Below are 12,728 nucleotides of genomic sequence, written 5' to 3' on the forward strand. Positions count from 1 at the left end.
GGTGGCGCTAAGCGTTACGATGTGTATGGTTGAGCTACCGGGGGCATGCACGCTCCGGGGGAAAACTCGACTGGGGTAGGGTGATATGAAGAAAATCATAGCATTGGCCGCCGCCGTCATGGCGATCGCGGTCGCGGGCGCGCCGTCGATCTCGAACGCTCAGGCGACGCGCACCTGGGTTTCCGGCGTCGGCGACGACGCCAATCCGTGCAGCCGCACGGCGCCGTGCAAGACCTTCGCGKGGGCCATCTCCAAGACGGCGGCGGGCGGCGAGATCGACGTGCTCGATCCGGGCGGCTTCGGCGCGGTCACGATCACCAAGTCGATCGTCATCGGCACCGATCCGGGCCTAGGCGGCATCCTGAACGCCGTGACCAACGGCGTCATCATCAACGCCTTGTCGACCGACACCGTCACCCTGCGGGGCCTAGTGATCGGGGGGCCGATCATCGACACCAACACCGGCCTCAACGGCGTCCGCATCCTGAACGCGGGGGCTGTCAATATCGAGAACTGCTACATCTACGGCAACAAGTCCGCGGCCCCCAACGGCAACGGCGTCCTGGCGGCGAACAGCGGGGGCCTGCTGAAGCTCAGCATCGTCAACACGCTGTTCTCGGAGAACGGCAGCGCCACCGACGGCGGCGGGGTGGTGGTCATGCCCACCGGCACCGGCAGCGCCCAGGTCACCCTCGACCACGTCACCGCCATCGACAACGCGCGCGGCGTGCGGCTGGACGCGTCGAACACCACGGGGTCGGTGCGCGGCGTCCTGTCCAACAGCAACGTCACGAACAACGCGCTGGCCGGCATCCACATCACCAGCAACGGGTCGGTGTCGAACCTCTACGTCACCGACTCGGTCTCGTCGGACAACGCGGGCGGCGTCAATTCGATCGGCGCCGGCGCGGTGGTGATCATCAACCGCAGCAGCTTCTACGGCAACGGCGTGGGCCTGCAGCCGCTGAGCGGCGGGGCGATCCTGAGCTATCAGAACAACGTGGTCGTCGCCAATTCCACGGACGGCGCGCCCACCGGCACGGTCGCTCCGAAATAGGCCTAGGCCCCGCCGCGGGACATCCGCGGCGGGGCGCTTCACGCGGCGCGAGCGTCGGGCTCAGGCCCGTTCGTGCACGGCCTCTTCCGCCGCCAGCGGCTGCGGAAGACGGCTGACCATCTCCTTCGGGCACACCTGCCAGAACAGGTCGCGCACACGGTCCCAGTCGCGGATCAGGCTCTCGGCGAAGGCCGAGTCCGTCTCGCGGGCGTGTTCGGCCAGCAGCGAGCGCAGCACGCCTTCCCAGTAGGGCGAGGCCAGGCGCTGGACCAGGATGCTCTCCGGATTGACCTGGCTCTCGAACCGGCCGTGCTGGTCCAGGACGAAGGCCATGCCGCCGGTCATGCCGGCCCCGAAGTTGCCGCCCGTCGGGCCCAGGATCACCACCTGGCCGCCGGTCATGTACTCGCAGCCGTTGGCGCCGCAGCCCTCGACCACCGTGGTGGCGCCCGAGTTGCGGACCGCGAAGCGCTCGCCGGCCTGGCCGGCCGCGAACAGCCGTCCCGAGGTGGCCCCGAACAGCACGGTGTTGCCCAGCAGGGTGTTGGTCTCGGGCGCCGCCAGGCCGCGCGCCGGCTTGATCACGATCGTCGCGCCCGACAGGCCCTTGCCGACATAGTCGTTGGCCTCGCCGGTCAGCTCGATCCGCAGGCCCTGGACCGCAAAGGCCCCCAGGCTCTGGCCGGCCGAGCCCTTGAGCTGGACGGTCAGATGCCCGGCGGGCAGGCCCTTCATGCCGAACTTGCGCACGATGTGGCTGGAGGTGCGCGAGCCGATCGACCGGGCGGTGCTGCGGACCGTGTAGGTCAGCTGCATCTTCTCGCCGCGCTCCAGCAGGGGCGCCGCGTCGCGGACGATCTGGGCGTCCAGGGTGTCCGGAACCGCGTTGCGGCCCTCGACCGTGCAGTAGGGCTTGTTCTGGCCGGGATCGGCCCGGACCAGCAGCGGGTTCAGGTCGAGGTCGTCCAGGTGCTCGCCGCCGCGCGACACCTGAGCCAGCAGGTCGGTGCGGCCGACGATCTCCTGCAGGCTCTTGAAGCCCAAGCCCGCCAGGATCTCGCGGACCTCTTCGGCCACGAAGCTGAACAGGTTGATGACCTTCTCCGGCGTGCCGGTGAACTTGGCGCGCAGGGCCTCGTCCTGGGTGCAGACGCCCACGGGACAGGTGTTGGAGTGACACTGGCGCACCATGATGCAGCCCATGGCCACCAGCGAGGCGGTGCCGATGCCGAACTCCTCGGCGCCCAGCATGGCGGCGATGACCACGTCGCGGCCTGTGCGGATGCCGCCGTCCGTGCGCAGCACCACCGAGTGGCGCAGGTTGTTCAGGGTCAGCACCTGGTTAGCTTCCGACAGGCCCATCTCCCACGGACCGCCGGCGTACTTGACCGAGGTCTGGGACGAGGCGCCGGTGCCGCCGACATTGCCGGCCACCAGGATGACGTCGGCCTTGGCCTTGGCCACGCCGGCCGCGATCGCGCCGATGCCGGTGGCGGCCACCAGCTTCACCGTGACCCGGGCGATCGGGTTGATCTGCTTCAGGTCATAGATGAGCTGGGCCAGGTCCTCGATCGAATAGATGTCGTGGTGCGGCGGCGGGCTGATCAGCATCACGCCCGGCGTGGCGTGACGCAGACGCGCGATCATCTCCGTGACTTTAAAGCCAGGAAGTTGCCCGCCCTCGCCGGGCTTGGCGCCCTGGGCGACCTTGATCTCGATCTCGCGGCACTGGTTCAGATATTCGGCGGTGACGCCGAACCGGCCCGAGGCCACCTGCTTGATGGCGCTGTTGGGGTTGTCGCCGTTCGGCAGGGGCTTGTAGCGCGCGGAGTCCTCGCCGCCCTCGCCCGACACCGACTTGGCGCCGATGCGGTTCATGGCGATGTTCAGCACGCCGTGCGCCTCGGGGCCCAGGGCGCCCAGGCTCATGCCCGGCGTGACGAAGCGCTTGCGGATCTCGTTGACGCTCTCGACGTCGTCGGTCGAGATCGGGTTGCGGTCCGAGCGCCAGTCCAGCAGGTCACGCAGCTGAATCGGCTTTTGCGTGCGCAGACCGTTGGACCAGCGGCGATAGAGCTCGAAGTCGCCGGTGTCGCAGGCGCTCTGCAGGGTGTGGATCAGCCGCGCCTCGAAGGCGTGGGCCTCGCCGGAACGGCGCAGCTTGTAGAGACCGCCGACCGGCAGGGTCACGGCCGGCTCGCCCCAGGCCTTGCGGTGCAGCTCGACCGACTTGGTCTCGATGCCGGCCAGGCCGATGCCCGAGATGCGCGAGGGCATGCCGGGGAAGAACTCGGCCGCCAGGGCGCGCGACAGGCCGACGGCTTCGAAGTTGTAGCCGCCGCGGTACGAGGAGATGACGCTGATGCCCATCTTGGAGATGATCTTCAGCAGGCCACCCTCGATGGCCGTCTTGAAGTTGATGCAGACGTCGCGCAGCGACTTGTCGCCGACCAGGCCGCGCTCCAGGCGGTCCTGGAAGCTTTCCTGGGCCAGATAGGCGTTGACCGCCGTGGCGCCGACGCCGACCAGCACCGCGAAATAGTGCGTGTCCAGGCACTCGGCCGAGCGGACGATGATCGAGACGTACGAGCGCAGGCCCTTGGCCACCAGGTGGGCGTGGACGCCGCCGGTAGCCAGGATCATCGGCAGGGCCACGCGGTCGGCGTTGCTGGCCTCGTCGGTCAGGACGATGGCGCCGCAGCCGCGCAGCACCGCGTCCTCGGCCTCGGCCCGGATGCGGTCCAGGTTGGCGCGCAGGGCGTCGCCGTCGCGCGCTTCCGGGGCCGGCAGCGGCATGGTGCAGTCGATGACGGCGACGTTCTTCTGGCCCAGCAGGCCATGGATGCGCTCGTACATGCCGGTGGTCAGGACCGGGCTTTCCAGCACGTACACATCCGCTTGCGCGGCGTCCTGGGCCAGGATGTTGCCGAGGTTCTTGAACCGGGTCTTCAGGCTCATGACGCCGGTCTCCCGCAGGGGGTCGATCGGCGGGTTGGTCACCTGGCTGAAGTTCTGGCGGAAGAAGTGGCTGAGCGGCCGGTACTTTTCCGACAGCACGGCCAGGGGCGCGTCGTCGCCCATCGAGCCGACGGCTTCCTTGCCCTCCTCGACCATCGGGGCCAGGACCATTTCCAGGTCCTCCAGCGAGAAGCCGGCGGCGGCCTGACGGCGGGTCAGCTCCTCGCGGCCGTACTTGCGCGGCTCGGGCCCGGGGCCGATCTCCTTCTCGAGATCGACCATGTTGCCCAGCCAGTCGGTATAGGGGTGGCGGCCGGCCAGTTCGTCGATGATGTCGTCTTCGCCGTAGAGCTTGCCGGCGCCCAGGTCGATGGCGATCATCCGGCCCGGGGCGATGGCCAGCTTGCGGGTGATGCGGCTTTCCTCGACGCCGCACATGCCCGCTTCCGAGCCCATGATCACCAGGCCGTCGTCGGTATAGGCCACGCGCAGCGGGCGCAGGCCCGAGCGGTCCTTGCCGGCCACGACCCAGCGGCCGTCGGTGGCGCACAGGGCGGCCGGACCGTCCCACGGCTCCATCACCGCGTTGCAGTAGCTGTAGAGCGCCTTGTGCTCGGCCTTCATGTTCGGGTTGGAGGCTTCCGGCACCAGCAGGGTCTTGGCCATGGGCGCGTCGCGGCCGGCCCGGACCAGCACCTCGAAGGTGTTGTCCAGGTTCGCCGAGTCCGAACCGCCCGGCTGGATCACCGGCTTCACGTCGTCCCCGAACTCGCCGAAGGCGTCGGCCGCCATCTTGATCTCGTGGGACTTCATCCAGTTGATGTTGCCCTTGATGGTGTTGATCTCACCATTGTGGGCCAGCATCCGGAACGGCTGGGCCAGGCGCCATTGCGGGAAGGTGTTGGTCGAATAGCGCTGGTGGAAGATCGCCACCGCGGCGGCGAAGCGGTCGTCCTTCAGGTCGGGATAGAACTCGTCGATGTGCTCGGCCAGGAACATACCCTTGTAGATCAAGGACTTGGCCGAGAACGAGCAGATGTAGAAGTCGCTTATGTTCTGGGCATGCACGCGCTTCTCGATGCGCTTGCGGCACAGGAACAGGGCGCGCTCCAGAGCCTCGCCCTCCAGGCCGGCCGGGGCGGCCAGCATGATCTGCTCGATTTCCGGACGCGTGGCGTTGGCCTTCTCGCCGATCACCGAGGTGTCGACCGGCACCTGGCGCCAGCCATAGATGTAGAAGCCGAAGCGCAGGGCTTCCGCCTCGACGATCGTGCGGCAGGCCTCCTGGGCGCCCAGGTCGGTGCGCGGCAGGAAGACCTGGCCGACGGCGATCGGGCCCTGGCGCAGGGCGTGGCCGGTGCGGCGCACCTGGTCGACGAAGAAGTCCTGCGGGACGCTGACCAGCACGCCGGCGCCGTCGCCGGTCTTGCCGTCGGCGTCGACCGCGCCGCGGTGCCACAGGGCCTTCAGGGCCTTGATCGCCAGCTCGACGACCTCGCGGCGCGGCTGGCCGTCGATGGCGCAGACCAGGCCCACGCCGCACGCGTCGCGCTCGGTCGAGGGGTCGTAGGCGTGGCCGTCGATCAGGGCCTGGCGGTTCTTCAGATACAGCTCGGTCTGGGTGAGAGCGGTCGTGTCGGTCATTGGGATGCTCCCGCCTCGGACATCGTCTTCTTGGCGACGTCGAGAATTTCGCTGACAGAAATGGTGAAATAGCCGCCCTGGCCGCCTTCGAAGGCCTGTCGCCAGGTGGCGTAGCCCTCTTCGAAGTGGGGGTCCAAGGCATGGGCGGCCTGCGTCTTGGGACACGAGGCGGCCAGGATCTTGGCGTCGACGGGGACGTGTCCGAGCACGCCGAGCTTCGCGCCGGGTCGCTGGTCGAACACCGAGATGCTCGCGATCGTAGCCCCATCCTTGCCGCCGCCGTCCAGACGGCCCACGACGGCGACGACGCCCTTGGGCGTGCAGGCGAGCGTCTGCCCCACGGCCAGGTCCGCGCCCATGGCAGGACCCGCGACGAAAGCGACGGCGATGATCAGACCGGATCGGATCACGTTGTCGCCCTCAGCCGGCTCGGCCATCCGACGCGGACCAGGGTCTGGTCGGGGTCGGACAGGGAAAATTCGTACATGCCCCAGGGCTTGGCCTCGGGACCGTTCTTCTCGAGGGTCTCGCCGGCGAAGGCCTTGGCCGCGCCGTCGACGTCCTCGATGTAGAGATACAGGCCGAACGGGTTGCGGCCCGGGACCAGCCAGTCCTCGACCGCGTCGGTCAGGTGCAGGAAACCGCCCTGGCCGTTGCCCAGCATGCGGTAGGTGTCGCCCGGTTCCTTGTCGGCCTCGGGCYGCGTGAAGMCCAGGCGCGCATAGAAGGCCTCGGACGCGTCGAGGTCGTTGCACGGCAGGATCGCCGTCAGGACGCCGGAGGGCGAGGCGGTCATCGCCCTACTCCGCCGCGATCAAGGTCGACGAGACCTTGGCCTGCAGATAGCGGTGCATGGCGTCGGCGGCGTCGCGGCCGTCCTTGATCGCCCAGACCACCAGCGACGCGCCGCGCACGATGTCGCCGGCCGCGAACACGCCGTCCAGATTGGTCATCTGGTGGCGGACGTCGGCCTTAACCGTGCCCCAGCGCGTGACCTTCAGGTCCGGCGCCGACCACAGCTCGGGCAGGTTCTCGGGCTCGAAGCCCAGGGCCTTGACCACCAGCTGGGCCGGACGGTCGAAGTCGCCGCCCTCGATCTCTTCCGGGGTCTGGCGGCCCGAGGCGTCCGGGGCGCCCAGGCGCATGCGGATGGCGCGCACGCCGGTCACGGCCTCGGCGTCGCCGCCCAGGGCGCGCGGCGCGGCCAGCCATTCGAAGGTCACGCCCTCTTCCTCGGCGTTCGCGACTTCGCGCAGCGAGCCGGGCATGTTGGCCTTGTCGCGGCGATAGAGGCAGGTGACCGAGGTGGCGCCCTGGCGGATCGCGGTGCGCACGCAGTCCATGGCGGTGTCGCCGCCGCCGACCACGACCACGTCCTTGCCTTCGGCGTTGAGTTCGCCGCTGTCATAGGCCGGGACGTCGTCGCCCAGGGTCTTCTTKTTGGAGGCGATCAGGTAGTCGAGCGAGGCGACCACGCCCTTGGCGCCCGAGCCCGGGGCGACCAGGTCGCGCGCGGCGTAGACGCCCACGGCGATCAGCACGGCGTCGTGCTTTTCGCGCAGGTCTTCCAGGATGGCGTCCTTGCCGACCTCGAAGCCCAGCTTGAATTCGACGCCGCCGTCGGCCAGGCGCTGGGTGCGGCGCTCGACCACGTCCTTTTCCAGCTTGAAGCCGGGGATGCCGTAGATCAGCAGGCCGCCGGCCCGGTCGTGGCGGTCATAGACGGTGACGGCGTAGCCTTCCTCGCGCAGCTTCTCGKCGGCGGCCAGGCCCGCCGGGCCGGCGCCGATGATCCCCACCGACTGGTCGCGGTCGGCCTTGGCGACCAGCGGCTTCACCCAGCCCATCTCCCAGGCCTTGTCGGTCAGGTAGCGTTCGACCGAACCGATCGTCACGGTGCCGTGACCCGACTGCTCTATGACGCAGTTGCCTTCACAGAGACGATCTTGCGGGCAAATCCTGCCGCAAACCTCCGGCATGGAGTTGGTGGCCTGCGACAGCTGATAGGCCTCTTCCAGGCGGCCTTCGGCGGTCATCCGCAGCCAGTCGGGGATGTTGTTGTGCAGGGGACAGTGGGTTTGGCAGAACGGCACGCCGCATTGCGAGCAACGCGAGGCCTGCTCGGTGGCTTTCGCGTCGATGAAGTCGGCGTAGATCTCGTGGAAGTCGCCGTTGCGCTCAGCCGCCGAACGCTTTTCAGGCGTTTTGCGGGCCACGGTCGTGAATTTCAGCATGCGCTCGGCCATGCGACTTCCCTCGTCCCCGCTGCCGGGGAAAAATTTGCGTGCGCGGGCCTCATACGGACTCTTCGCGGCAAGAAGAATGCGTTTGTCAAATTCGTGGACAAATTTATCCGTGATGACCGTGGGGTTATTGCGAGCGACTCGCAGCTATAGCCCCATATGGTCCACTTAGTGGATAAACGACTTGTTTACCGTGTCGGGCGCACGCCCGGGGCGGGGTTTCAGAGGCCGTGCGCCTAGAGGTAATGACGATGCCGGATTGGCTGATCGCGATCGTGTTGGGCCTGGTCGAGGGCCTGACGGAATTCATTCCCGTGTCTTCGACCGGGCATCTGCTGCTGACCAAGATCGCCCTGGGCCTGACCGATCCGGCCTGGGACACGTTCATCGTCCTGATCCAGCTGGGCGCGGTGCTGGCCGTGGTCGCGGTCTATTTCCAGCGCCTGTGGAGCGTGGTGGTMGGTCTGCCGACCCGGCCGGAAGCCCGTCGCTTCGCGCTCAGCGTGATCATCGGCTGCATCCCCGCCTTCGCCGCGGGCCTGGCCTTGCACGGGGTGATCAAGCACTTCTTCGAGAACCCGTTCCTGCCGCAAGTGATCTGCGCCTCGCTGATCGTCGGGGGCGTGATCCTGCTGATCGTCGACAAGAAGGCCCCCGCCCCCAAGGAAATGGACGGCATGGCGCTGAGCCTGAAGACCGCCCTCCTGATCGGCCTGTTCCAGTGCCTGTCGCTGCTGCCGGGCGTGTCGCGCTCGGGCTCGACCATCGTCGGCTCGATGCTGATCGGCGTGGACCGCAAGGCCGCCGCCGAATTCAGCTTCTTCATGGCCATCCCGATCATGGTCGGCGCCTTCGCCCTGGACCTGCTCAAGAGCTACAAGGACATCGACACCAGCCACGCCGGGACCATCGCCATCGGCTTCGTGGTCTCGTTCCTGTCGGGCCTGCTGGTGGTCAAGACGATGATCGGCTTCATCGGCAAGCGCGGCTTCGCCCCGTTCGCCTGGTGGCGGATCGTGGTGGGGGTGATCGGCCTGGGGCTGATCTACATCCCGAAGTGATCACCCCTAGCCGGGGACATGCCCTTGGGCGTGTCCCCAACGGCAAGCGCTGAGCCAAGATTTGAGGACACGCCGCGAGGGCATGTCCCCCCGGGGCCGCTCAATGCCAGTCCAGCCGGTCGGCTCGCGGCAGTTCGACCAGGTGGATCGTCGGAGCACGGAACGGGCTGACGCAGACATAGCCCGTCGCTTCGGGCTTGCCGCTCCCTTGCGCCAGGAAAGCACTGGCGTCTTCGCCGAAGCGGCAAGGCGACGCCGAGGCGTGACGCATCGTCATGTCCCCGTATCCCGCCGCCCGAAGCGCCCCGACCCTCGCCGCGTCGCTCCATAGGGCGTAGCCGACGAGCCCGCCCACGAGAACGGCAAGGCCCAGAAGAACGGCTGCGCCGGCCTTGATCATGAAGGCTAGAACGCCCCCGCCGGGACCTCGGCGTACTGGCCGCCCTTGCGGTAGCGGTAGAGATAGGACGGGACCACCGCCTCGACGGCGGTCGGGACGACGCCGGCCTCGGCCAGGCCCGGCAGGCCGTTGTTCGCGACGTTGTCGGTCTTCAGCGACTCGACCTGGTCCGAGGTCAGCGGCGGGTTGATCGGCGACAGGTCGCCGACCTTGCCGATCCAGCCGGCGGCGAAGAACGGGATCGGGGCCAGGACGCGGTTGCGGCCGGTCTCGACCAGGATCAGCTCCAGCAGCTCCTTGAAGCTGTAGACGGCCGGGCCGCCCAGTTCGTAGGTCAGGCCCTCGGCGGCCGGGCTGGAGACCGCCTTGGCGATCACGGCGGCCACGTCGCCCACATAGACCGGCTGGAACTTGGTCTCGCCGCCGCCGATCAGCGGCAGGGCGGGGAACAGGGCGGCCATCTGGCCAAACTTGTTGAAGAACTTGTCCTCGGCGCCGAACACGATCGACGGGCGGATCACCACCGCGCCCGGGAAGGCGGCGCGGACGGCCGCTTCGCCCTCGGCCTTGGTGCGCTGGTACTTGGACGAGGAATTGGCGTCGGCGCCGATGGCCGAGACCTGCACCAGGCGCTTGACGCCGGCGGCCTTGGCCTGCTCGGCGACGGTCTTGGCGCCCATCACGTGCAGGGTCTGGAACTTCTGGCGGCCGTTCTCCCACAGCACGCCGACCAGGTTGACCACCGCCTCGGCGCCGTCGACCGCGCGGGCCACCGACGGGGCGTTGCGGACATTGGCCTGCACGACCTCGATCTGGCCGACATCGCCCAGCATGCGCATGCGATAGGCGAGGTTGGGATTGCGCACCGCCACCCGCACGCGATGACCCGCCTTGGCGAGCGCCCGTACGACCTGGCCGCCGACGAAGCCGGAGCCGCCGAACACCGTGACCAGACCTTGCATGCGAAAACCTCTCTTCAAGTCGTGAGGCGGGGGATAGACGACCGCGAGGGCCTTCGCAATCGAAGCTGGAAAAAAGGCTGCGATTAGCGATTGACGTGGCCAGAACCTTTGCATAAACGTCCCGGCCTCGCGGCGGTCCACGGATCGCCCCGCAGGCCCAGGTGGCGGAATTGGTAGACGCGCTGGCTTCAGGTGCCAGTGACTGAAAGGTCGTGGAGGTTCGAGTCCTCTCCTGGGCACCACCCCCTACCAACCTTCGAAAGAAGGTCGGGGTGGCGCCGAAGCTCCCGGAACGCCGGGGGCTTTGAAAGCTTCACAAAAGCCTCCGAGACATGCTCACAAAATGATCCTGGCCCCCACGGGGGCCTAGCGACGGTTGTGACCAGGCGTTAGATATCCTGTTCATTCGGCCGACAGGGTCGGCGCCCCATTATCCAGGCGCATTCGGAATTCGCAGCGTCCGCGCGACGAGACCGAGGGCGCGGAGACGAAGAGACTTGGCCAACTTCCTGCATGAAGGCGATCTGCCCGCCGGCGTTTTCGACGGCGCGACGGCGATCGCCATCGATTCCGAGACCATGGGCCTGCGCCTGGGCCGCGACCCGCTGTGCGTGGTCCAGCTGTCGTCGGGCGACGGCGACGCCCACGTGGTGCGCCTGGACCGCTCGACCTATGACGCGCCCAACCTCAAGCGCCTGCTGACCGATCCTTCCGTGGTGAAACTCTTTCACTTCGGCCGCTTCGATATCGCCATGTTCCTGTTGCACTTGGGGGTCATGACGGCCCCCGTGTACTGCACCAAGATCGCCAGCAAGCTGGCCCGCACCTATACCGACCGCCACGGCCTGAAGGACGTGACGCGCGAACTGGTCGGGGTCGAGCTGTCCAAGGTCCAGCAGAGCTCGGACTGGGGCGCCGACACGCTGTCGGCCGACCAGGTCGCCTACGCGGCCTCGGACGTGCTGCATCTCCACGCCCTGCGCGAGCGCCTGAACGCCATGCTGGTCCGCGAAGGCCGCATGGCCCTGGCCCAGGCGGCCTTCGACTACCTTCCCCACCGCGCGGCCCTGGACCTGGCCGGCTGGGAAGACGTCGACATCTTCGCGCACAGCTGAGGCGGGGCGGGATGACCACCCTCGAGGCCGACCGGGCGGGATACAGGCGGGACTTGCGCCGCTGGCGCCGTCGTTCGCGCCGCGTCCACCTGGCGCGGGTGGTGCTGCCGGCCGCCATGGTCGCCCTGCTGGCCACCGTGGGCGGCCAGGTGGCCTGGCGCTCGTTCACCGCCGGCGACCGCCGGCCGGCCGAGAGCAAGGCCCAGATCCGGATGGTCACGCCGCGTTTCTACGGCCAGTCCAGCGACGGACGCCCCTTCATCATCACCGCCCGCTCGGCGGTGCGCGACGAGAACGACCTCAAGCGGGTGTTCCTAGACGCCCCGACCCTGACCCTGGGCGTGGGCAGCCCCGCCCCCACCCGCTCGACCGCCGACCGCGGCGTCTATCGCGAAGACACCCTGATCCTGCAGCTGTACGGCAACGTGCGCATGGACGACGGGGCGGGCTATCGCTTCGCTTCGGACGAAGCCCTGGTCGACACGCGCAACGGCAACACCACCGGCGAAACCACGCTGCAAGGCGAAGGTCCAACTGGACAGGTGCAATCCAACGCCTACTCCGTATATKACAAGGGTGACCGCATCATCTTCCGGGGCGGCGTCAAGACGCGCATCGACCGGAAGACGGGTGAGGCCGTTCCCGTGCAGGGCCCAAACCCGGGAACAGGTCCGGAATAGAACATGAGGACGTGGTTGATGAATCGATGGATGGCGCCGACGGCGATCGCCTTCAGCCTGTTGAGCGGTACGGCTCTTCTGGGCGGCTCCGCCATGGCCCAGACGCCCGCCGCCAGCGGCAACAACTCCAGCGCGCCGGTGGACATCTCCGCCGACGAGCAGGAGGTCATCAACAGCCAGTGCAAGACCATCTTCCGCGGCGCGGTCGAGGTCCTGCAGGACAAGGCCCGCATGCGGGCCGCGACCATGACCGTCTACAACCGCCGCAAGACGCCAGGTAAGACCTCCTCGCCCACCGGCAACAACGACTGCGGCGACGTCGACCGCGTCGAGGCCGACGGCAATGTCTTCTACGTGACGCCCGAGCAGACCGTGCGCGGCGACCACGCCGTCTACGACTACGCCACCGACACCATCGTGGTGACCGGCGACGTCGTGGCCGTCCAGGGCCAGGACGTGGCCCGCGGCGACCGCATGACGATCAAGACCAAGACCAACGACGTGAAGATGGAATCCAACGCCACGGGTCGCGGCAAGACGCGTGTGCGGGCGGTGCTCTATCCCGACCAGAACAAAGACAAGAAGCCCGCCGCCGGCAAGCCGTAGGA

The 12,728-nt window shown here is 68.1% G+C and carries 11 protein-coding genes and 1 tRNA gene; 6 read left to right on the plus strand and 6 right to left on the minus strand.

Going from position 1 to position 12,728, the window contains the following annotated elements:
* Positions 1-103 precede the first annotated feature (103 nt).
* Positions 104-1,057 (plus strand): right-handed parallel beta-helix repeat-containing protein, encoded by a 954-nt coding sequence (locus tag AC1U89_RS12865; protein WP_479900089.1) that lies wholly within the window; start codon positions 104-106, stop codon positions 1,055-1,057.
* Positions 1,058-1,117: 60 nt separating this feature from the next.
* Here AC1U89_RS12865 and gltB read toward each other — a convergent pair whose 3' ends face one another.
* From gltB to AC1U89_RS12885, 4 genes are read right to left on the minus strand one after another with little or no spacing between them, the layout of a single operon-like run.
* Positions 1,118-5,659: a glutamate synthase large subunit gene (gltB, locus tag AC1U89_RS12870; protein ID WP_479900090.1), complete on the minus strand. Its 4,542-nt coding sequence runs from the start codon at positions 5,657-5,659 to the stop codon at positions 1,118-1,120.
* Positions 5,656-6,069: a hypothetical protein gene (locus tag AC1U89_RS12875; RefSeq protein WP_479900091.1), complete on the minus strand. Its 414-nt coding sequence runs from the start codon at positions 6,067-6,069 to the stop codon at positions 5,656-5,658. The genes gltB and AC1U89_RS12875 overlap by 4 nt, the downstream gene beginning before the upstream one ends.
* On the minus strand, positions 6,066-6,455 hold the full coding sequence (locus AC1U89_RS12880; protein ID WP_479900092.1) for a VOC family protein: 390 nt from the start codon (positions 6,453-6,455) through the stop codon (positions 6,066-6,068). The genes AC1U89_RS12875 and AC1U89_RS12880 overlap by 4 nt, the downstream gene beginning before the upstream one ends.
* 4 nt (positions 6,456-6,459) lie before the next feature.
* Entirely contained in the window at positions 6,460-7,905 is a 1,446-nt protein-coding gene (locus tag AC1U89_RS12885; RefSeq protein WP_479900093.1) for an NAD(P)-dependent oxidoreductase, read from the minus strand.
* A gap of 248 nt (positions 7,906-8,153) precedes the next feature.
* Between AC1U89_RS12885 and AC1U89_RS12890 the strand changes: the two genes are divergently transcribed.
* Positions 8,154-8,963, plus strand: a complete 810-nt coding sequence (locus tag AC1U89_RS12890) for an undecaprenyl-diphosphate phosphatase (RefSeq protein WP_479900094.1) — start codon at positions 8,154-8,156, stop codon at positions 8,961-8,963.
* 100 nt (positions 8,964-9,063) lie between these two features.
* On the opposite strand, the gene AC1U89_RS12895 is transcribed toward AC1U89_RS12890, so the two are convergent.
* Together AC1U89_RS12895 and AC1U89_RS12900 are read right to left on the minus strand one after the other, a co-directional pair.
* Complete coding sequence (locus AC1U89_RS12895) at positions 9,064-9,363, minus strand: hypothetical protein (protein WP_479900095.1); 300 nt, start codon at positions 9,361-9,363, stop codon at positions 9,064-9,066.
* Positions 9,364-9,368: 5 nt separating this feature from the next.
* Positions 9,369-10,325 (minus strand): complex I NDUFA9 subunit family protein, encoded by a 957-nt coding sequence (locus AC1U89_RS12900; RefSeq protein WP_479900096.1) that lies wholly within the window; start codon positions 10,323-10,325, stop codon positions 9,369-9,371.
* Between the two features lie 155 nt (positions 10,326-10,480).
* On the opposite strand from AC1U89_RS12900, the gene AC1U89_RS12905 reads away from it, so the two are divergent.
* The 4 genes from AC1U89_RS12905 to AC1U89_RS12920 all read left to right on the plus strand — a co-directional run bounded on the left by AC1U89_RS12905 (position 10,481) and on the right by AC1U89_RS12920 (position 12,726).
* Positions 10,481-10,567, plus strand: a tRNA-Leu gene (locus tag AC1U89_RS12905).
* A 255-nt stretch (positions 10,568-10,822) separates the two neighbouring features.
* A complete protein-coding gene (locus tag AC1U89_RS12910) occupies positions 10,823-11,440 on the plus strand; it encodes a ribonuclease D (protein ID WP_479900097.1) in 618 nt (205 codons plus the stop codon).
* Between the two features lie 11 nt (positions 11,441-11,451).
* On the plus strand, positions 11,452-12,120 hold the full coding sequence (gene lptC, locus AC1U89_RS12915) for an LPS export ABC transporter periplasmic protein LptC (protein ID WP_479900098.1): 669 nt from the start codon (positions 11,452-11,454) through the stop codon (positions 12,118-12,120).
* 18 nt (positions 12,121-12,138) lie between these two features.
* The gene (locus tag AC1U89_RS12920) at positions 12,139-12,726 is read left to right on the plus strand and encodes an LptA/OstA family protein (RefSeq protein WP_479900099.1); all 588 of its coding nucleotides are present in this window, start codon (positions 12,139-12,141) and stop codon (positions 12,724-12,726) included.
* The last annotated feature ends 2 nt before the right edge of the window (positions 12,727-12,728 follow it).

It is taken from the genome of Caulobacter sp. 05T431, from assembly GCF_056665975.1.

Excerpts from the sequence above, each read along its gene's own strand:
- gltB (WP_479900090.1), bottom strand. The coding sequence starts at position 5,659 with ATGACCGACACGACCGCTCTCACCCAGACCGAGCTGTATCTGAAGAAC.
- AC1U89_RS12895 (WP_479900095.1), bottom strand. The coding sequence starts at position 9,363 with ATGATCAAGGCCGGCGCAGCCGTTCTTCTGGGCCTTGCCGTTCTCGTG.
- AC1U89_RS12900 (WP_479900096.1), bottom strand. The coding sequence starts at position 10,325 with ATGCAAGGTCTGGTCACGGTGTTCGGCGGCTCCGGCTTCGTCGGCGGC.
- AC1U89_RS12920 (WP_479900099.1), top strand. The coding sequence starts at position 12,139 with ATGAATCGATGGATGGCGCCGACGGCGATCGCCTTCAGCCTGTTGAGC.